17 protein-coding genes and 1 pseudogene are annotated in these 18163 nt (G+C 59.6%); 11 read left to right on the top strand and 7 right to left on the bottom strand.

Features of this window, described 5'->3' with window-relative positions:
• From BVK86_RS21360 to BVK86_RS21345, 4 genes and pseudogenes are all read left to right on the top strand, one after another.
• Positions 1-635: pseudogene (locus BVK86_RS21360) on the top strand (DUF2875 family protein); the annotation flags it as partial.
• A gap of 59 nt (positions 636-694) precedes the next feature.
• Entirely contained in the window at positions 695-2236 is a 1542-nt protein-coding gene (locus BVK86_RS21355) for a type VI lipase adapter Tla3 domain-containing protein (protein ID WP_408002947.1), read from the top strand.
• A gap of 243 nt (positions 2237-2479) precedes the next feature.
• The gene (locus BVK86_RS21350) at positions 2480-2674 is read left to right on the top strand and encodes a hypothetical protein (RefSeq protein WP_075948303.1); all 195 of its coding nucleotides are present in this window, start codon (positions 2480-2482) and stop codon (positions 2672-2674) included.
• Positions 2675-2789: 115 nt separating this feature from the next.
• A complete protein-coding gene (locus BVK86_RS21345) occupies positions 2790-2981 on the top strand; it encodes a hypothetical protein (protein WP_075948310.1) in 192 nt (63 codons plus the stop codon).
• Here the strand turns inward: BVK86_RS21345 and BVK86_RS21340 are convergent.
• Together BVK86_RS21340 and BVK86_RS21335 are read right to left on the bottom strand one after the other, a co-directional pair.
• Entirely contained in the window at positions 2978-4039 is a 1062-nt protein-coding gene (locus tag BVK86_RS21340) for an AI-2E family transporter (RefSeq protein ID WP_075948302.1), read from the bottom strand. The genes BVK86_RS21345 and BVK86_RS21340 overlap by 4 nt on opposite strands.
• 128 nt (positions 4040-4167) lie before the next feature.
• The gene (locus BVK86_RS21335) at positions 4168-5031 is read right to left on the bottom strand and encodes a LysR family transcriptional regulator (protein WP_075948301.1); all 864 of its coding nucleotides are present in this window, start codon (positions 5029-5031) and stop codon (positions 4168-4170) included.
• A 95-nt stretch (positions 5032-5126) separates the two neighbouring features.
• Here BVK86_RS21335 and BVK86_RS21330 point away from each other — a divergent pair, with 95 nt between their 5' ends.
• A complete protein-coding gene (locus BVK86_RS21330) occupies positions 5127-6026 on the top strand; it encodes a DMT family transporter (protein WP_075948300.1) in 900 nt (299 codons plus the stop codon).
• 76 nt (positions 6027-6102) lie between these two features.
• Here BVK86_RS21330 and BVK86_RS21325 read toward each other — a convergent pair whose 3' ends face one another.
• Positions 6103-6813, bottom strand: a complete 711-nt coding sequence (locus tag BVK86_RS21325) for a FadR/GntR family transcriptional regulator (RefSeq protein WP_075948299.1) — start codon at positions 6811-6813, stop codon at positions 6103-6105.
• Positions 6814-7091: 278 nt separating this feature from the next.
• Here BVK86_RS21325 and BVK86_RS21320 point away from each other — a divergent pair, with 278 nt between their 5' ends.
• From BVK86_RS21320 to ampC, 3 genes are all read left to right on the top strand, one after another.
• Positions 7092-8438 carry an MFS transporter gene (locus BVK86_RS21320; protein WP_075948298.1) on the top strand — a complete coding sequence of 449 codons (1347 nt, stop codon included), beginning with the start codon at positions 7092-7094 and terminating at the stop codon, positions 8436-8438.
• A 12-nt stretch (positions 8439-8450) separates the two neighbouring features.
• On the top strand, positions 8451-9794 hold the full coding sequence (gene gudD, locus BVK86_RS21315) for a glucarate dehydratase (RefSeq protein WP_075948297.1): 1344 nt from the start codon (positions 8451-8453) through the stop codon (positions 9792-9794).
• Positions 9795-9930: 136 nt separating this feature from the next.
• The gene (gene ampC / locus BVK86_RS21310; RefSeq protein WP_231977858.1) at positions 9931-11091 is read left to right on the top strand and encodes a class C beta-lactamase; all 1161 of its coding nucleotides are present in this window, start codon (positions 9931-9933) and stop codon (positions 11089-11091) included.
• Between the two features lie 138 nt (positions 11092-11229).
• Here ampC and BVK86_RS21305 read toward each other — a convergent pair whose 3' ends face one another.
• The 3 genes from BVK86_RS21305 to BVK86_RS21295 all read right to left on the bottom strand — a co-directional run bounded on the left by BVK86_RS21305 (position 11230) and on the right by BVK86_RS21295 (position 13597).
• Entirely contained in the window at positions 11230-11790 is a 561-nt protein-coding gene (locus BVK86_RS21305) for a DUF4174 domain-containing protein (RefSeq protein WP_075948296.1), read from the bottom strand.
• A gap of 170 nt (positions 11791-11960) precedes the next feature.
• The gene (locus tag BVK86_RS21300) at positions 11961-12746 is read right to left on the bottom strand and encodes a sulfite exporter TauE/SafE family protein (RefSeq protein WP_075948295.1); all 786 of its coding nucleotides are present in this window, start codon (positions 12744-12746) and stop codon (positions 11961-11963) included.
• A gap of 113 nt (positions 12747-12859) precedes the next feature.
• Complete coding sequence (locus tag BVK86_RS21295; protein WP_075948294.1) at positions 12860-13597, bottom strand: hypothetical protein; 738 nt, start codon at positions 13595-13597, stop codon at positions 12860-12862.
• A gap of 245 nt (positions 13598-13842) precedes the next feature.
• On the opposite strand from BVK86_RS21295, the gene BVK86_RS21290 reads away from it, so the two are divergent.
• A complete protein-coding gene (locus tag BVK86_RS21290) occupies positions 13843-14664 on the top strand; it encodes an aldo/keto reductase (protein WP_075948293.1) in 822 nt (273 codons plus the stop codon).
• 27 nt (positions 14665-14691) lie between these two features.
• On the top strand, positions 14692-15162 hold the full coding sequence (locus BVK86_RS21285; protein ID WP_075948292.1) for a DUF1810 domain-containing protein: 471 nt from the start codon (positions 14692-14694) through the stop codon (positions 15160-15162).
• On the opposite strand, the gene BVK86_RS21280 is transcribed toward BVK86_RS21285, so the two are convergent.
• Positions 15127-17487, bottom strand: a complete 2361-nt coding sequence (locus BVK86_RS21280) for a DNA polymerase II (RefSeq protein ID WP_162279053.1) — start codon at positions 17485-17487, stop codon at positions 15127-15129. The genes BVK86_RS21285 and BVK86_RS21280 overlap by 36 nt on opposite strands.
• A 177-nt stretch (positions 17488-17664) precedes the next feature.
• On the opposite strand from BVK86_RS21280, the gene BVK86_RS21275 reads away from it, so the two are divergent.
• A complete protein-coding gene (locus BVK86_RS21275) occupies positions 17665-18105 on the top strand; it encodes a CBS domain-containing protein (RefSeq protein ID WP_075948290.1) in 441 nt (146 codons plus the stop codon).
• The last annotated feature ends 58 nt before the right edge of the window (positions 18106-18163 follow it).

The following is an 18163-nucleotide window of genomic DNA, read 5'->3' as shown; positions in this document are numbered from 1 at the left end:
CCTACTGGCAATCCCAACTCCCCACCCTCTGGCAAACCATCAACAACCGCGGCCCCGGAGAGTTCGAACCTTCGCCATGGCTACCCATCCGCTGGGCCCAGCATCAGGTCAAAGAATTCGACGCCGCGCCGGTGCTGGGTTACCTGCATCGCCCGATCAAGGTCTCGATGCAGGACGAAAACGGCAAGCGACTCAAACCGGCGTTGCAGGCCAAGGCGCTGCAAGCCGGCTGGTTACAGGCGCTGGATACTCTGCCCGAAGGGCATAAGCCGGTGCGCGTGTTCTACGACACCACCGACAATCAAGAGGCTGAAATCGCCCTGACCCTTACCTTGCACGGCCTGAATACCGACGGCCATGGCATCGAGTTGGGCAATGTCGACGAGGGATACAACATCGGGCGGCGCCTGGGGAATACCGGGGTCAGCAGTGCGCTGGTGGAGATCAACCTGGCGACCATCGCCAGCTATCTGGACGGTGGAACCAGTGCGGTGGTTTACGCCGGTGCAGATGGCAGCCTGACGGTACAAATGATCCGCCCTCCGGACGCGGCGCGTAAAGAGAAGAACCGCGCGAACCGTGGTGCCGACCCGTTCAAGTTCGGCTCCCCCAGCGGCGGAGCTCCCAATTCATGAGCCATCACGTCATGCCTGGGGATCCCGTCCTGTCTAGGGCTTGTTGGAGAACCGCTGACATGAACCCGGTACTGCGCTGGGGAATCGCCGCTATTGTGGGCCCGATATTGCTGATCTTCAGCGTTCACTGGTGGGGCAACGCCGTGGCCAGTGAAAAAGCGGGGCTCGCTGCTTACAAAGCCAAAGTCACCGCACAAATCGCTGAGCAGCAAGCCACGCAAGCGCGGACTTACGCGCTAGAAATACGGGGCGTGGGGCTGGGGATTTATCAGGATCATCAATCTGAAATCTGGCAGTTCATCAAAAAGAAAAACGACAACTTTGCTTCAATTTACTCTCGTGACCCCAAGGACTATAAGGCGTCACTAAGATCCAGACAAAACTCCAGAGATATCAAAATCCGCGTTGCCTTCAAACATTCGGCAGGCGAGTCAGTGGCGTACTGGCCAATCCCGGTGTTTTCCATCGCGCCGCCCAAGCAGCCGTCAGATACAGGGGCCGCGAGTAACATTCACAATGGTCGCAACGCCGCCACGCTCGGAGTCACGTTGTTTTTGTGGCAAGACGCAGAAAACACAACCCATGCCCAGGGTATGATCGAGCGATTGTTCCAGTTCTTCGATGACAACCCCGAAGTGCCCCAGGCCTTGATCGTGAGCGAGGATGGCGACGTCACGCGAGACGGATTGCGGGTTGCAGGAACCCTTGGATTGCAGAACGGCCACGTCGTCCCCACCGTCTACGAAAGCATGACCGGGCTGCTGGTCACCCGCTCGGATCGGGTGGATCGGTACATCCGCCGTTATGCCACTCATGAACGTGAAGATAACCAGAACAAAGACACCGATCTGGGCAAACTATGGGCATTTTACTGGCAGCAGGCGCCTAAGTTCAGGAAGGCGTATGAGGAGGCAGAGCGAGCCAAAGGCGCTGAAGACCCCCTAGCCCCCGGCACCATGTCCACCGCCTACTGGCAATCCCAACTCCCCACCCTCTGGCAAACCATCAGCAACCGCGGCCCCGGAGAGTTCGAACCTTCCCCATGGTTACCCATCCGCTGGGCCCAGCATCAGGTCAAAGAGTTCGACGCCGCACCGGTGCTGGGTTACCTGCATCGCCCGATCAAGGTCTCGATGCAGGATGAACACGGCAAGCGGCTCAAACCGGCGTTGCAGGCCAGGGCCCTGCAGGCTGGCTGGCTGCAGGCGCTGGATACCCTGCCCGAATGGCATAAGCCCGTGCGCGTGTTCTACGACACCACCGACAATCAAGAAGCTGAAATCGCCCTGACCCTTGCCTTGCACGGCCTGAATACCGACGGCCACGGCCTTGAACTGGGCAATGTCGACGAGGGATACAACATCGGGCGGCGCCTGGGCAACACAGGGGTGAGTAGCGCGCTGGTGGAGATCAACCTGGCCACCATCGCGAGCTATCTGGACGGTGGAACCAGTGCGGTGGTTTACGCCGGTGCAGACGGCAGCCTGACGGTACAAATGATCCGCCCTCCGGACGCGGCGCGTAAAGAGAAGAACCGCGCGAACCGTGGTGCCGACCCGTTCAAGTTCGGCTCCCCCAGCGGCGGAGCTCCCAAACCATGAGCCATTCTGTTCGCCTGGGGACGCCCCCGCCGATCATCGGATTGCGCAGGGCTGGATGCCTGCCCTGGTCTGAATAAATCTCGTCGAGGTCGCTATGAGGACAGCAGGCGGCGCACAAATGGGCAAGATTGTCCCGACACCGCTTCTGCCCCGTGGCAGCCATCGGTCATATTTATGTCACGTCAGGTCCGCAAGCTTGGGCCTGTCCGCCCACAACAGCTTGATAACAACAAGGACGACCTCATGCCAACACAAAATCCGCACCGCATTGTCGGCCTGTGTACCTCCAGCAAGGTGTACAGCGTACTGACTGAACTCAAGCACCTGGAAGGACATCGCAGCGCCAAGTTCCTTTCGCTGCTGACGCAAAGCCTCGTGCGCAAGGGGCTGCTCAACGAGCAGGAAGTGGTGAATATGCTTGATCAGGTGGTCGACTGACCGACAGCCGGTCGACTGCCCTCACTGGCATCAATGACCACTATCGAAAACGGTGATTGTCCGTAAAAAGCGGCGGACAGTAAGGTAGCTCCATAGATTGATGGAGGTACTTATGATGTCTCAGGTTCAGATCATGTCCGTTATCGGCAGCGCCGTCCCAGCACCGCTCAGGGCGTTAGGCATGCTTGCCTGCTGGTATCTTGTCCAGGACGGCGAACAAATCAGCGGCCCACTCACGTCACTGCCCGATGCCCAAGCGTTGTCGCAGCAAATCAGTGCCGGCCGGCACGGCCAACTCAACGCCTAAGGTAACTGAACCCGCGGCTTGGTTTCGATGAAAATGGCCCAGCTCGACATGAACAGCGCGGCAATCAGTGGACCGATGACAAAGCCATTCAAGCCGAAAATCGCCAGGCCACCCAGGGTCGAAATCAGGATCATGTAGTCGGGCATTTTCGTGTCCTTGCCTACCAGGATCGGTCGCAGCACGTTATCCACCAGGCCAATCACGAACACGCCGAACAAGGCCAGCGTCACCCCTTGCCAGATCGCCCCGGTGAACAGGAAAAATGCCGCCACCGGTGCCCAGATAATCCCCGCCCCCACCGCTGGCAATAACGATAGAAATGCCATCAACACCGCCCAGATCAAGGCACTGGGGATATCCAGAAACCAAAAAATCAAACCACCCAATGCACCCTGCGTGATGGCGACCACCAGATTACCCTTCACGGTGGCCCGCACCACACGGTTGAACTTGAGTTGCAAACGACGCTTCTGGTTTTCCTCCAGCGGCACGGCCGTGCGTACTTTTCGCGCAAGTTCCGCACCGTCGCGCAGGAAGAAAAACAGCAGGTACAGCATGATGAAAAAGCTGACGATGAACTGGAACGTTCCCTGACCAAAACTGAATGCCTGTGTAGCAAAGAACTCGTTGCCGGTCATCGCGCTCTTGATGATTTTCTCCCGCAGCCCGTTCAATTCGCCCATGCCGAAACGGTCGAGCAAGTGCTGGAAGAATGGTGGAAGACTGTGCTTGAACTGCGTCACATAGGCGGCAATGTCCAGCTCGCCACTTTCGATGCTCCTGTAGACCGCTGTCCCTTCCTGGACCAGTAAGATGCTCAGGACGATCACCGGCAGGATCGCGATCAACAGACAGATGCTCAAGGTAAGCAGCGATGTAAAGTTGCGCTGCCAGCCGAACTTCAATTGCAGCCGTCGTTGCAGGGGGGCAAACAGGATCCCGAGGATCACCGCCCAGAATACGGCACCGTAAAACGGCAGCAGAATCCAGACGAAAGCGATGCTCACCAGCGCCAGCAGAATAGTCAGCGATCTGTCTTTAAGGTTTTCTTTGTTCATGTCCGATCCATGCCAGTTTGCCTGAACGCAAAAGTACGTCCTGTTGCTTAGGCCGCCACGATTCGCACGAGTGCCGTAGGTTTGTGAATAAAGCCTGGATCCAGATCAATACGTCTTCGGAGGAAGCGTCAGGTGAACTCTTCGCGCAACATCGCCACAAATGCCTCGCGCGCCGGGTGCACGCCGGCGTTTTCATGCCAGTAGAACAGGCTCTCGATGGCCGTCAGTTCAGGAAACTCGAACGCCACGCACCCGGCACCCTTGGCGTATTGATCGAAAACCCCTTTAGTCACCAGCGCCACGCCGGCCCCGGCACTGACGCAACCGACAATCGCGCCATAGCTGGCCAGGCTGACAATCGGCAACGACAACCCGTTGCGCAATAACCAATGCTCCATCGCTGCGCGGTAGGGGCAGCCTTGCGGCCAAAGGAACATGGTCTTGTCGTGCAGGTCCGCCACGTCACGCAGCGGTCCGAGGGAGGATGAGGCGATTAACAGCAGCTCTTCGCGGTACATCGGCGTGCGCTTGAGCTGCGAGCGCTCGACGTCGACCGCGACGATCGCACCGTCGAGCTTGTGATTGAACGTGTCGTCGAGCAACTGGGCCCACGTGCCAGTGGTCAGCTCCAGCGCCACCTGCGGGAAGCGCTTGTGGAATTTCGCCAGCAAACGCGGCAAGCGCCCGGTGGCAGACGACTCGATGGCACCGATGCGCAACGGTCCGGACGGATCGGCCGAAGGATCCACCGCGCGTTTGGCCTCGGCGGTGAGGGCCAGAATTTTTGAGGCGTAGGCCAGAAAGGTCTGGCCCGACGGGCTGATGCGCAGACCACGCCCCTCCCGCAGGAACAGCGCCACTCCCAGCTCGGCTTCCAGCGACTTGATGCGCGCCGTGATATTCGATGGCACGCAATGCAGCAACTCGGCGGCACGGGCAATGCTGCCCACCTCGGCCACGGTCTTGAACATGCGAATCTGCGCCAGCTCCATACATCACCCAAAGTGAATAGTTAGCGCAGTATAAGTCAGTTGTGGCGAACGATCAGGCTTCTGATACTCAGTGCATCTCCCATCGGTGCACGACCATGAATCGACTTACCCCCTCCCCCCTGAAAATCATCCTGGCCATGGCGTTTGTCGTAGCTTGCTGGGGATATTCCCCGAGCGGCATTCACATCGGGTTGGTGGCTTATGACCCCGTGCATCTGGCGTTGCTGCGTTTTCTGATCGCCTCGGTCTTCATGGCCGTGGTCGCGGTATCGAGGGGCATTCACCCGCCGAAACTCCGGGATCTGCCGCTGCTGTTCGGGTTGGGTTTCTTTGCGGTGAGCCTGCATCACGTGGCGATCAATTTCGGCCAACAGGGCGTCAGCGCCGGCGCATCGAGTGTGTTGGCGCAGACGACGCCGCTGTTCAGCACCCTGCTGGCACGCTTCGTCTTCAAGGATCGGGTGAGCGCCTGGCGCTGGGGATGCGTGGTCCTCGGACTGGTCGGCGTGATGATCGTGGTGGCCGGCGATCACGGCTTCGGCAGCATCGACGCCCATGGCTTGTTGATCCTGCTGTCGGCGTTGTCGTGGAGTATTTACTTCGCGCTGCAAAAGCATCACACCGGACGCTACGACGGCCTGACCCTGGTTTGCTATACGGTCTGGTCCGGGACCGCGCTGCTGTTGGTGTTCCTGCCCGGGCTGGCGGATCAGGTGGTGAATGCGCCACTGCGGGTACAGCTCGCGGTGTTTGCCTTGGGGATTTTTCCGAGTGCGCTGGCGTATCTGGCGTGGGCCTATGTACTGGCGCACGTGGACCTGAGCCGGGCGACGATGACGTTGTATCTGGTGCCGCCGATGGCGATGGTCATTGCGTCCTTCACCCTGGGCGAAAGGCCGACGTTGATGGTGGGCGTGGGTGCGGTGGTGGTGTTGATCAGTGTGCTGGCGTTGAATCTGGAGCGCAGAGCGGTGGTTCAGGTAGCGCGGGTTTGATCAGCCGTTTGAGTTGAGGCCTCTGACGCCATTGCGGGCTTGCCCGCGATGAACGATGACTCGGTATCACTGCCTTTCAACCGGACGAAAACCGGTCCCGGCTGTTAGTCAGGTGCAACCACATCGCCGCTCGCGCCGCGTCCGGGTCCTGGCGCTTGATGGCGTTGAGAATCGCCTCGTGTTCGAGGTTGGCCAACTGCCCGAGCTTGCTCAAATCCACCGCCCCTCGCTCCGCCGCATTGACCCGGGTTCGCGGGATCATGGCGCTCCCCAGGTGCTGCATGATTTCGCTGAAACAGACGTTGCCGGTGGCTTCGGCAATCAGTAGATGAAAACGTCGGTCGGCCTCGACGCAACTGTCATTGTTGGCCAACAGGTTTTGATAATCGTCGAGTGCTTCGCGCATCTGCGCCAGTTGCTGATCGCTGCGACGGGTCGCCGCCAGCGCCGCTGCCTGAGTTTCCAGCCCCATGCGCAATTCAAGGATGCTGCGCACCCCCAACGCGGTATCGACATTCAGCCGCAAACCCTGCTCCGGCGCGCGCTCCAACACGAAGGTGCCGATGCCGTGACGGGTTTCCACCAGCCCCGACGCCTGCAATTTCGAGATGGCCTCGCGCACCACCGTTCGACTGACCCCGTGTTCCTGAACGATCGCGTTCTCCGACGGCAGCTTGTCGCCGGGCAGCATTTGCCCGAGCAGGATGCTCTGGGTCAACTTGGCCACCAGGTCGTGGGCCAGGTTGTGGCTGCGTTTGCGGGCAGGTGCGTCGAGGTCGTCTTGCATGGGGGCGTCCGAAAAACTTGGCTGACGAATCGTAGCACTGCGCTTTGCGGGAATCGTCAGAAAAATGCACCAACTTGTATGACAACACTCAACAAAACAGGCTTTTGTCATCAACCACGACCGTTATGTCGAGCACAAAGCAACCGAAAAGCCGCTAAATAATCGCTATTTTGTTGGGCAAAACCAGTTGCAAGGCAAAAAAATGTAGTTGTATGATGTCTATCAACAAAGCAACACCGCCACACCCCGCATAAAAATAACGAGTGGGAGAAAACGCAGTGAATACATCCATCTCCGGGATACACGACGACGCCGATTCCGTGCTGAAGTCCGCCATTTCCAAAGTCAAACGTCACGTCCTGCCACTGTTCGTCATCATGTTTATCGTCAATTACATTGACCGGGTGAACATCGGCTTCGTCCGCGCGCACATGGAACACGATCTGGGCATCGGCGCGGCTGCCTACGGCCTCGGGGCCGGCCTGTTCTTCATTGGCTACGCGCTGTTCGAAGTACCCTCCAACATCCTCCTGCAAAAAGTCGGCGCACGAATCTGGCTGACCCGCATCATGCTGACCTGGGGCCTCGTCGCTGCGGGCATGGCGTTCATCCAGAACGAAACCCACTTCTATATCCTGCGATTCTTGCTGGGTGTGGCTGAAGCCGGGTTCTTTCCCGGGGTGATCTACTACTTCACCCGCTGGTTGCCCGGCGTGGAGCGCGGCAAGGCGATAGCGATTTTCCTCAGCGGCTCGGCGATTGCCTCGCTGATCTCCGGCCCGCTGTCCGGGCTACTCCTGCAAATCAACGGCCTGGGTATGCACGGCTGGCAATGGATGTACTTCATCGAGGGCATGTTCTCGGTGGGCTTGTGCGCCTTCGTCTGGTTCTGGCTGGACTCCAAACCCCACGACGCCAAATGGCTGACCCGTGAGGAACAAGACGCGCTGGTCAAAGCCATCGACGATGAACAACTGGCCCGCGAAGCCACGACGCCGATCAAGCCGTCATTGGGCAAACTGCTCAAGGACCGGCAGATCATCCTGTTCTGCGTGATCTACTTCTTCATCCAGCTGACCATCTATGCCGCGACCTTCTGGCTGCCGAGCATCATCAAGAAGATGGGCGACCTCAGTGACTTCCAGGTCGGCATGTTCAACTCGATACCATGGTTGCTGTCGATCATCGGCATGTATGCCTTCGCTTCGCTGTCGGCCAAATGGAAGCACCAGCAAGCCTGGGTTGCCGCCGCGCTGCTGATTGCTGCTGCGGGGATGTTCATGTCCACCACCGGCGGGCCGATCTTCGCGTTCGTGGCGATCTGCTTTGCTGCGCTTGGGTTCAAATCGGCGTCGTCGTTGTTCTGGCCGATTCCCCAGGCCTATCTGGATGCACGCATTGCGGCGGGCGTCATCGCGTTGATCAACTCGGTGGGCAACCTCGGCGGCTTTGTCGCGCCGACCACCTTCGGCCTGCTCGAAGCGCGTACCGGTTCGATTCAGGGCGGTCTGTATGGCCTGGCCGCCACCTCGATCATCGCTGCAATCATCGTCTTCGCCGCTCGCAACAAACCTAAATCCGCGCCCGCCATTGCATCGGCCGATACCGCGCCACGTCACGCCTGAAAGGACAAGAAAATGATCGAACAAGACATCGCCAAAGCCCCGATCATCACCAGCATGCAGATCGTTCCCGTGGCCGGCCACGACGGCATGCTGCTCAACCTGAGCGGCGCCCACGGCCCGTTTTTCACCCGCAACATCGTGATCCTCAAGGACAACGCCGGTCACACCGGCGTCGGCGAAGTGCCCGGTGGCGAGCGCATTCGCCAGACCCTCGAAGACGCCCGCAACCTGGTGATCGGCAGCCCGATCGGCACTTATCAGAAGCTCCTCAACCAGGTGCGCCAGACGTTCGCCGACCGCGATGCCGGGGGCCGCGGTTTGCAGACCTTCGACCTGCGCATCACCATTCACGCAGTCACCGGTCTCGAAGCGGCACTGCTCGATTTGCTCGGCCAACACCTTGATGTGCCCGTGGCCGCCCTGCTCGGTGAAGGTCAGCAGCGCGATGAAGTGAAGATGCTCGGTTACCTGTTTTACGTCGGTGATCGCAACGAAACCGACCTCGCCTACCGCAGCGAACCGGAGGCCGACAACGACTGGTTCCGCATACGCCATGAGAAAGCCATGACCGCCGATGCGGTGGTGCAACTGGCGGTCGCCGCCCATGGAAAATACGGTTTCAAGGACTTCAAGCTCAAGGGCGGTGTGCTCAGCGGCGATGCCGAAATCGAAGCGGTCACAGCCCTCGCCGAGCGCTTTCCCGATGCCCGCATCACCCTCGACCCGAATGGCGCCTGGTCGCTGAAGGAAGCGATCCGTTTGTGCCGCGATCAGCACAACGTTCTGGCTTACGCCGAAGACCCGTGTGGCGCGGAGAACGGCTATTCGGGTCGTGAGGTGATGGCCGAATTCCGTCGTGCCACGGGCCTGAAAACCGCGACCAACATGATCGCCACCGACTGGCGTGAAATGGGCCACGCGATCCAGCTGCAATCGGTCGACATCCCCCTGGCCGACCCGCACTTCTGGACCCTGCAGGGTTCGGTACGCGTGGCGCAGATGTGCCACGAATGGGGGCTGACCTGGGGCTCGCACTCCAACAACCACTTCGACATTTCCCTGGCGATGTTCACCCACGTCGCAGCTGCGGCACCGGGTGAAATCACCGCCATCGACACCCATTGGATCTGGCAGGACGGTCAACGTCTGACCAAGGCGCCGCTGCAAATCGTCGACGGTTGCGTGCAGGTACCGCAGAAACCCGGATTGGGCATCGAGCTGGATATGGATCAGGTGAACAAGGCCCATGAACTGTACAAAGGCATGGGCCTGGGGGCGAGAGACGACAGCATGGCGATGCAGTTTTTGATTCCGGGCTGGACGTTCGATAACAAGCGGCCGTGTCTGGTACGTTAAGCCAGCGAGAACATCACAAAGCATCACTGTGGGAGCGAACCTGCGCGCGAATACACCCTGTCCGTCAGCGCAAAAGGTTGACTCGGCAACCGCATCGCGGGCAGGCTCGCTCCCATTGTTTTTTGATGGAATCGACATGATGACGCGCACCCTCAACCACGCCGTGCTGGCAACTTTGATCACGGGCGCCGGCCTTTTTGTATCAGGCCAAAGCCTGGCACAACCGGCTCTCGAGAAGCGGGTCAGCGAGGCGGTGCGCCCGGTGATGAAGAGCCAGGACATTACCGGAATGGCCGTCGCTGTCACCGTCAACGGCAAGCAGCACTTCTTCAATTACGGCGTGGCATCGAAAGAAACCGCCACACCGGTCAGCGAAAACACCCTGTTCGAGATCGGCTCGGTCAGCAAGACCTACACCGCCACCCTCGCCGCCTATGCCGTAGCCAATGGCAAATTGTCCCTGAGCGACAAGGTCAGTCAGATCCTGCCTGCCCTGAGCGGCAGCGCCTTCGACAACATCAGCGTGTTGCAACTGGGCACTTACAGCGCCGGCGGCTTACCCCTGCAATTCCCAGCTGAATTCGATTCGCCCGACAAAATGCTCGGCTACTACCAACAATGGAAACCGGACTACGCCCCCGGCAGCCACCGACTGTATTCGAACCCCAGCATCGGCTTGTTCGGCTACCTCGCCGCGCAAAGCCTGGGTCAGCCGTTTGATGAGGTGATGGCAAACACCCTGTTGCCGAAGCTCGGCCTGAAACACACCTTCCTGAAAGTGCCGCAGGACCAGATGGGTCTGTATGCCCAAGGCTACAACAAGGACGGCAAACCGGTGCGAGTCGGGCCGGGGGCCCTGGATTCCGAGGCATACGGCGTTAAGACCAGTGCCGCGGATTTGCTGGCGTACGTTGAAGTGAATCTGAAACCCTCGAGCCTGGAAAAACCGCTGCAGCAGGCCATCGCGTTGACTCACACCGGTTACTACACGGTCGACAACATGACCCAGGGCTTGGGTTGGGAGTTGTATCGCTATCCGGTTACCCTTGATCAATTGCTGGCGGGCAACTCGACGCCGATGGCAATGGAAGCGCACAAAGTCCAGTGGCTGAATCCGCCACAAGCGCCAGCGCAAGACTTGCTGATCAACAAGACCGGTTCGACCGGTGGATTTGGGGCTTATGTCGCGTTCGTACCGTCGAAGGACATCGGTCTCGTGATTCTGGCGAACAAGAATTATCCGATTGCGGATCGGGTGAGGATTGCGCACCAGGTGCTGAGCGCTTTGAACGATTGATGGCGTAAGCATCAGGATCAAAAAATCGCAGCCTTCGGCATCTCCGCGGATCGGTGGAACGGCCGAAGGCTGCGATCTTTTTTGCGGTTTCCAACCGGGTAGCTGGAGTGAGCGTGCTCGAGATGTGGCAACGCTAAATCAGTCGTCCGGCATTTGAGGGGGCTTGGCTGGCGTTGCCGGTTTGGCGTTTTTAGCCCCCTTGGCCGGCGCCGGCTCGGCGGTCACCGCGGGCGGTGTCGGTATCAGTGCAGCCGCTTCTTTCTCAGCCATTGGCATGGCGTCAATGGTGTCGAAGATTTTCTTAAGATCCACCGATTTCGATTCTTCCCCGGAACTTTCAAGCTTCTTTTCGCCATCCTTGCCCACCAGAATCACTTTCGGCAAAGCCCCGGCTCCCAGTTTCAGCGCACGGATCAACGCCATGGTGTCCTGCTGACCGAGATCCTTGCCGTTGAGTTGACCGGACATGTTCAGCACGCTGTACACCCTGATGTTGCGGTCGGCGACACCCTGCTTGTTGGCTGGATCCTCCAGGGACTTTTTCAGGTTTACCCAGACGGGATCAACGGTACTGCGCGTGATCACGATCAATGGCCGGGCTCTGCCCTTATCAATATCCAGCGGTGAATCGCCATCAGCGGCGAACAGGGGGCTGGCGACAGCCAGCAAGGTAGCCAGGGTCAGAGACCTGATGAGCATGCGCATCTCCTTTTGATATCCACGCTCTAATGATTGCGCATCGCGGCGTTCGTTCCGGGTGACGCATGGCAAATACGCTTTGCCTTGTCCAAAGCTTAGGTCAGGGCGGACATTGCGCAACAGGCAGGGCCCCCAGGAAACCGTTACAAAATCTGGCGTGTCGGGTTGTATCAGAACGCCAGCTTGTAACCGATCAGCATTAGCATCGTCGCCAGGCATGGGCGCAGCAATTCGTCGGAGATACGTCCGGTCAAGTGGCTACCCAGGTAAATCCCCGGCAACGAACCGACCAGCAAATAACCGAGCACGTGCCAATCCATGTTGCCCATGCTCGCATGGCCAAGGCCGGCGACCAGCGTCAGCGGTACGGCATGCGCGATTTCCGTGCCCACCAGGCGGCGGGTCGGCAGCAGAGGATAAAGGATGAACAACGCCACGGTGCCCAACGCGCCGGCGCCGATGGACGTCAGCGCGACCATGGCGCCGAGGACGAGGCCGGTGATCACGGTCAGGACATTAAGACGCGGCCCGCTTGGGTTGTAGCTGCCACCGGCGCGCTTGTGGGCGAAATCGAGCAGGCGTTTCTTGAACAGAATCGCCAGCGCCGTGGCGAACAGCACAAAGCCCAGGGCTTGCTTGATGATCGCGTTCATCGCGTCAGGGCTGGAATGCAACGTGCTGAGGAACCACAACGTCAAGATGACGGCCGGCACGCTGCCGAGGGTCAGCCAACCGGTGATCTTCCAGTCGATGTTGTTGTTCTTTTTATGAACAATCACGCCACTGGATTTGGTGATGGCCGCGTACAGCAGGTCAGTGCCGACGGCGGTTGCCGGGTTGATTCCGAACCATAGCAGGATCGGCGTCATCAACGACCCGCCCCCCACGCCAGTCATGCCGACGATGAAGCCGACGACCAGCCCGGCCACGACCAACCCGATGTTCACTAAATCCATTGATACGTCCACATAGACCGCGGGGAAATCTGGCCCGCAGCATAGCGATATTTCTTATAACCAGTTATATCGATGCGATCTATCTTTATGCCATATGCAATGGCGTGGTGTACTCACTGGACGGGCAGGAAATTCAGAAACAACAGGCTCTGCGCATAATTCAGACCGATGCGCCGGTAGCGCTCGTCTAGCATCTGGGTCAGCAGATCCAGGCGCGCGACGATCTTGCCGAACTCCACGGCAAAACTCAGGTTACTGCCCTCCTCCGAGATTTCGTTGGAGAACAGCATGGGCTGGCCATCCTTGTTCTGGCGCTGGCTCAAGATCCAGGTGGCGATTTCGATATTGCGCGCGGCGTTGCTGACGAAGGTCGGGTTGATCGCGTCGGTCATGTAGAACTCCAGGCGATTGCCGTGGGCGGTGACCAGCATGCTGCCAATGGCATAGATGAACGCGCCGACCCGGTCACCTAGAAACTCCGGGCTCATGGCAAAGCGCAACGCCGCCAGGTCTTTTTTACCGCCCAGGGTGGGAAGCGGCTGCTGCTGTTCGATGGCCATGCGTACTTGCTTGCCAGCGGTGCGGGCGTCGAGAAAGCCGGATTTTTTCAACTCGTCGGGGTTGCGCAGGTACAACTTGCTCATCAACAGGTAAAGGCTGTCGAGGTTGTCACGCATCGTCAGCGTGGCCATGCGATCGACGCTGGTTTGCAGGAATTCCTGGGGTTTCCCGTCGCGAATCTGGGTGAAAAGGTCATTGCCGGGCTGATGGCTGCAGCCGCTGGCGCAAAGCAGCAACAGACCAGCGAGCAGGCGAACGCGGATAAGGTTAAAGGGCAACACTCGAACCATAAGGGATTGGGCTGGCACATTCCTGTGCGGCGGGATTCGCCGCAACGGCTATGGATAGAGCCGGTCAAGTCAAAAAAGTGCAGTGTTGGGGGTAAGCAATCGATAACCGGCAGTCCGGCTGCTCGCCCCTGTAGAAGCTGTCGACTGCAACGAGATACATAAGCAAAGGATAGGGCACTCGACCAAAGGAACCCTGCGACGATCCTGATGCCCACCACAGTAACGCAGCGAAAAAGGAAACGGACATGCGCACGCTACAATTGGCCAACACCCACGTACCCATTATCGGCCAAGGCACCTGGCAGATGGGCGAAGCCTCCACCCGCCACAAAGAAGAGGTCGCCGCCCTGCGCCAAGGCATCGACCTGGGTATGACCCTCATCGACACCGCCGAAATGTACGCCGAAGGTGGCGCCGAACGCGTGGTGGGCGAAGCCATCGCCGGCCAGCGCGACAAGGTTTTCCTGGTCAGCAAGGTCTACCCGCACAACGCCAGCCATAAAGGCATCCCCGAAGCGTGCGAGCGCAGCCTGCACAGGCTCAAGACCGATCATATCGATCTGTATCTGCTGCACTGGCGCGGCCAATTCCCCCTGGAAGAAACTGTCGAAGCCTTCGAACGCCTGCGCGAATCGGGCAAGATCGGCCGTTGGGGCGTTTCCAATTTCGACGTCGATGACCTGCTGGAACTCAACGCCCCGGCCTGCGCCACCAATCAGGTGCTCTACAACCTGGAGCAACGCGGCATAGAATTTGATCTACTACCCTGGTGCCAACGGCACATAATGCCGGTGATGGCCTACTGCCCGATCGGCCAGGGCGGAAAAATGCTCGCCAATGCCACGCTCAAACAAGTGGCCGCCCGCCATGGCGTGACGCCTGCACAAGTGTCGCTGGCGTGGCTGCTGCGCCAGGATGGCGTGATCGCTATCCCCAAGGCGGTCCGCCCCGAACACGTTCGACTCAATGCGCAAGCCGCGCAGTTGCAACTTGAGGCAGGGGATCTGGAGGCGCTGGACCAAGCGTTTCACGCGCCCAAACGCAAGCAGCGGCTGGCAATGGTCTGAGCCAACGCGCAGTCAGAGGGCTTCTGTATGAGAAGCACCGATCAGCCGGACGATTTCAACCTGCAGCGCTTTATCCAGGCGCAAGACCCGGTGTTCGACCGGGTTCAGGCCGAACTGAGTGCCGGCCACAAACGCAGTCACTGGATGTGGTTCGTCTTTCCGCAGTTCGCCGGGCTGGGCGGCAGTGAAATGTCCCGACACTTCGCGATCCGCTCCCGGGAAGAAGCGCAGGCTTACCTTGAGCACCCGTTGTTGGGTGCCCGGCTGCGCATCTGCACCCAGGAAGTGCTGAACATCCAGCAGCGCTCGGTGGCAGCGATTTTCGGCCACCCCGACGACTTGAAGTTCCACTCATCAATGACCCTGTTCGCCCAGGTCTGCGCCGATGGCAGCCCGTTTCACCAGGCCTTGAACCAATACTTCCACGGCATTCTGGATGACTGGACCCTGTCGTTGATGGACTCAAAACAGGCCCAGTTGCCCCCCAATCAGGGTTGAGAAGTCATCGTCGACAAACGGCAGGATCGCGTCCGCCACCGGTTGCAGTTGCTTGCTGACGTAGTGATCGTAATCGATCGGTGCGCTGCGGATCTCCAACGGCTCGGGGCCGGCAACGGTGATCACGTAGCTGATCCAGCCACCGTTCTGGTATTGCCGCGGGCGACCCTGCTGGTCGTTGTAATCGTCGGCAATGCGCGCCGCCCGCACATGCGGCGGCACGTTGCGCTGGTAGTCGTCGAGGGTCCGGCGCAGGCGTTTGCGGTAGATCAGGCGATCATCGAATTCACCGGCCAGGGTTTTGCGCACGTAATCGCGTACGTACTCCTGATACGGCTTGCGGTGGAAAATCATTGAATACAGCTCTTGCTGGAACTGCCGGGCCAGCAGCGACCAGTCGGTGCGCACGGTTTCCAGGCCTTTGTAGACCATCTCGTCGGTGCCGTCGGCGCGGGTGACCAGACCCGCGTAACGCTTCTTGCTGCCCTCCTCCGCCCCGCGAATGGTCGGCATCAGGAAGCGCTTGTAGTGGGTTTCGAACTGCAACTCAAGCGCGCTCTCCAGCCCGTACTCCTGCCGCACGTGCTCACGCCACCATTGATTGACGTGATCGACCAACGCACGCCCGATCTGCGCGGCTTCCTGCTGGCCGTGGGCTCGGCGCAGCCAGACGAAGGTCGAGTCGGTGTCGCCATAAATCACCGTATGCCCCTGGGCTTCGATCAACTGGCGGGTGCGCAGCATGATTTCGTGGCCGCGCAAGGTGATGGAAGACGCCAGGCGCGTATCGAAGAAGCGGCAACCGCTGGAACCGAGCACGCCATAGAACGCGTTCATGATGATTTTCAGCGCTTGGGACAGCGGCGCATTGTGTTCGCGCTTGGCGGTTTCCCGGCCTTCGGCTACCCGCGCGACGATGGACGGCAAGCAATGACGGGTACGGGAAAAACGCGCACCGCGAAAGCCCGGCACCGAGTCGACGTCGTCGGGGTGCTTGAGGCCTTCGATCAGCCCCACCGGGTCAATCAGGAACGTGCGAATGATCGACGGGTAAAGGCTCTTGTAATCGAACACCAACACTGACTCGTAGAGCCCCGGCTGTGAATCCATGACAAACCCGCCAGGGCTGGCCTGTGGCGGTTTAGCACCGAGGTTTGGCGCGACAAAGCCCTGACGGTGCATCAACGGCATGTAGAGATGGGTGAACGCTGCCACCGATCCGCCCATACGATCGACCGGCAAGCCGGTGACGCTGGCCCGTTCCAACAGGAAAGTCAGCAACTCGGTCTTGGCGAAAATCCGCGTGACCAGCTCGCAGTCCTTGAGGTTGTATTTGGCCAGCGCCGGTTTGTCCTCGGCGAACATGCGATTGATCTCGTCCATGCGCTGGTACGGGGTGTCGATGGCCTTGCCTTCGCCGAGCAGGGTTTGCGCGACGTTTTCCAGGCTGAACGAGGGGAAGCTCCAGGTCGCCGAACGCAGGGCTTCGATGCCATCGATGATCAGTCGCCCGGCAGCGGACGCGAAGTAATGATTGCCGCTGCCGTGTTCGCGCCATTGCATGTCCTCGCCGCCACGCCCCAGCTTGAGCGGTACGCCCAGGCGTCGGGCGTGTTCGTGCAGCACCCGCATGTCGAACTGCACGACGTTCCAGCCGATGATCGCATCGGGGTCATGTCGGGCGAACCAGTCGTTGAGCTTTTTCAGCAGCAGCGTGCGTGACTCGCAATATTCGAGCTGGAAGTCCACCGCGCTGTCGTCGCCGTTGGGCGGGCCGAGCATGTACACCTGACGCTCGCCACAGCCTTCCAGGGCGATGGAGTACAAATCGCCCTGAGCAGTGGTTTCGATGTCCAGCGACACCAGTTTCAAGCTGGGTCGATAGTCAGGATCGGGCTTCATCTGCGCATCGAGCAGCAGGCCACCCTCGCCCGGCGTACCGCCAAAGCGTACGGGCGCGGTGATGAAGCGCTCCATCATGTAGCGTTCCGGCGGGCGCACGTCGGCTTCGTAGACTTCGACGTCCGCCCGGCGCAACGCGGTTTCGAGGCGCATCAACTGCCCGTGCTGGCGGCAATACAGGCCGAGCACCGGGCGGTGCTCGAAATCCAGCAGGGACAGCGGTTTGAGTTCGACGTTTTTTTCGTCGTGCAGCAGCGCTTCGGCCTGCTCGTGCTGACTGGCCGGCAAAAACGCCACCGACGGCTGATGCGGCAGGCGGATGCGCCGGGGACCGCTGTCAGTCGCCAGCCAGAACTCGACTTCCGTACCCGCCGGGGTATCGCGCCAATGCCGGGTCAGGACGAAGCCCTGGGGTAAATCCACCACTGCAAACCTCGGAGTTGATTCAGGGGGGCAATTCTACGCGTCATCGCCTCTTGAGGTTTGCAAAGAAAAACCGGCAAATGACGTTTTTTGAGGGTTATCTGCCGTTTTCGCCCTTGCCCTGAACGCTTGTGTCTACGATTCTTCAAGGACAACGACAACACCCGGGAAACCGCCATGAAAACCGTCGCGCAACTGCTCAAGTTGAAAGATCAGAAAAATCAGGAAGTGCACCAGATCAAACCGGATCACATGGTGCTGGAAGCGCTGATGAAGATGGCCGAGAAGAATGTCGGCGCCTTGCTGGTGGTGGAGAACGATGAAGTGCTGGGCATCATCAGTGAACGTGATTACGCGCGCAAACTGGTGCTGCATGGCCGTTCTTCGGTGGGTACGCCGGTGCGCGACATCATGGTGTCGCCGGTGATCACCGTGGACACGCACCAGACGGTCGATACCTGCCTGGGCATCATGTCCGAAAAACGTCTGCGTCATTTGCCCGTGGTGGAAAACGGCCGGCTGATCGGTTTGCTGTCGATTGGCGACCTGGTCAAGGAAGCCATCGCTGAGCAGGCTGAACTGATCCGGCAGTTGGAGCAGTATATTCGCGGCGAATAGCGCCCCCCACCGCAACCCCTTGCAGGAGCGAGCAGGTTCGCTCCTGCAAGGGGTTGTT

It is taken from the genome of Pseudomonas reinekei (assembly GCF_001945365.1).
Taxonomy (GTDB): Bacteria; Pseudomonadota; Gammaproteobacteria; order Pseudomonadales; family Pseudomonadaceae; genus Aquipseudomonas; species Aquipseudomonas reinekei.
The sequence above is the reverse complement of the archived record's forward strand: the minus strand, read 5'-3'. Positions and strand labels throughout refer to the sequence as shown.

What these genes read in the sequence shown, in the direction of transcription:
- BVK86_RS21355 (WP_408002947.1), top strand. Translation starts at nt 695, where the DNA reads ATGAACCCGGTACTGCGCTGGGGAATCGCCGCTATTGTGGGCCCGATA.
- BVK86_RS21350 (WP_075948303.1), top strand. Translation starts at nt 2,480, where the DNA reads ATGCCAACACAAAATCCGCACCGCATTGTCGGCCTGTGTACCTCCAGC.
- BVK86_RS21345 (WP_075948310.1), top strand. Translation starts at nt 2,790, where the DNA reads ATGTCTCAGGTTCAGATCATGTCCGTTATCGGCAGCGCCGTCCCAGCA.
- BVK86_RS21340 (WP_075948302.1), bottom strand. Translation starts at nt 4,039, where the DNA reads ATGAACAAAGAAAACCTTAAAGACAGATCGCTGACTATTCTGCTGGCG.
- BVK86_RS21335 (WP_075948301.1), bottom strand. Translation starts at nt 5,031, where the DNA reads ATGGAGCTGGCGCAGATTCGCATGTTCAAGACCGTGGCCGAGGTGGGC.
- BVK86_RS21330 (WP_075948300.1), top strand. Translation starts at nt 5,127, where the DNA reads ATGAATCGACTTACCCCCTCCCCCCTGAAAATCATCCTGGCCATGGCG.
- BVK86_RS21325 (WP_075948299.1), bottom strand. Translation starts at nt 6,813, where the DNA reads ATGCAAGACGACCTCGACGCACCTGCCCGCAAACGCAGCCACAACCTG.
- gudD (WP_075948297.1), top strand. Translation starts at nt 8,451, where the DNA reads ATGATCGAACAAGACATCGCCAAAGCCCCGATCATCACCAGCATGCAG.
- ampC (WP_231977858.1), top strand. Translation starts at nt 9,931, where the DNA reads ATGATGACGCGCACCCTCAACCACGCCGTGCTGGCAACTTTGATCACG.
- BVK86_RS21305 (WP_075948296.1), bottom strand. Translation starts at nt 11,790, where the DNA reads ATGCTCATCAGGTCTCTGACCCTGGCTACCTTGCTGGCTGTCGCCAGC.
- BVK86_RS21300 (WP_075948295.1), bottom strand. Translation starts at nt 12,746, where the DNA reads ATGGATTTAGTGAACATCGGGTTGGTCGTGGCCGGGCTGGTCGTCGGC.
- BVK86_RS21295 (WP_075948294.1), bottom strand. Translation starts at nt 13,597, where the DNA reads ATGGTTCGAGTGTTGCCCTTTAACCTTATCCGCGTTCGCCTGCTCGCT.
- BVK86_RS21290 (WP_075948293.1), top strand. Translation starts at nt 13,843, where the DNA reads ATGCGCACGCTACAATTGGCCAACACCCACGTACCCATTATCGGCCAA.
- BVK86_RS21285 (WP_075948292.1), top strand. Translation starts at nt 14,692, where the DNA reads ATGAGAAGCACCGATCAGCCGGACGATTTCAACCTGCAGCGCTTTATC.
- BVK86_RS21275 (WP_075948290.1), top strand. Translation starts at nt 17,665, where the DNA reads ATGAAAACCGTCGCGCAACTGCTCAAGTTGAAAGATCAGAAAAATCAG.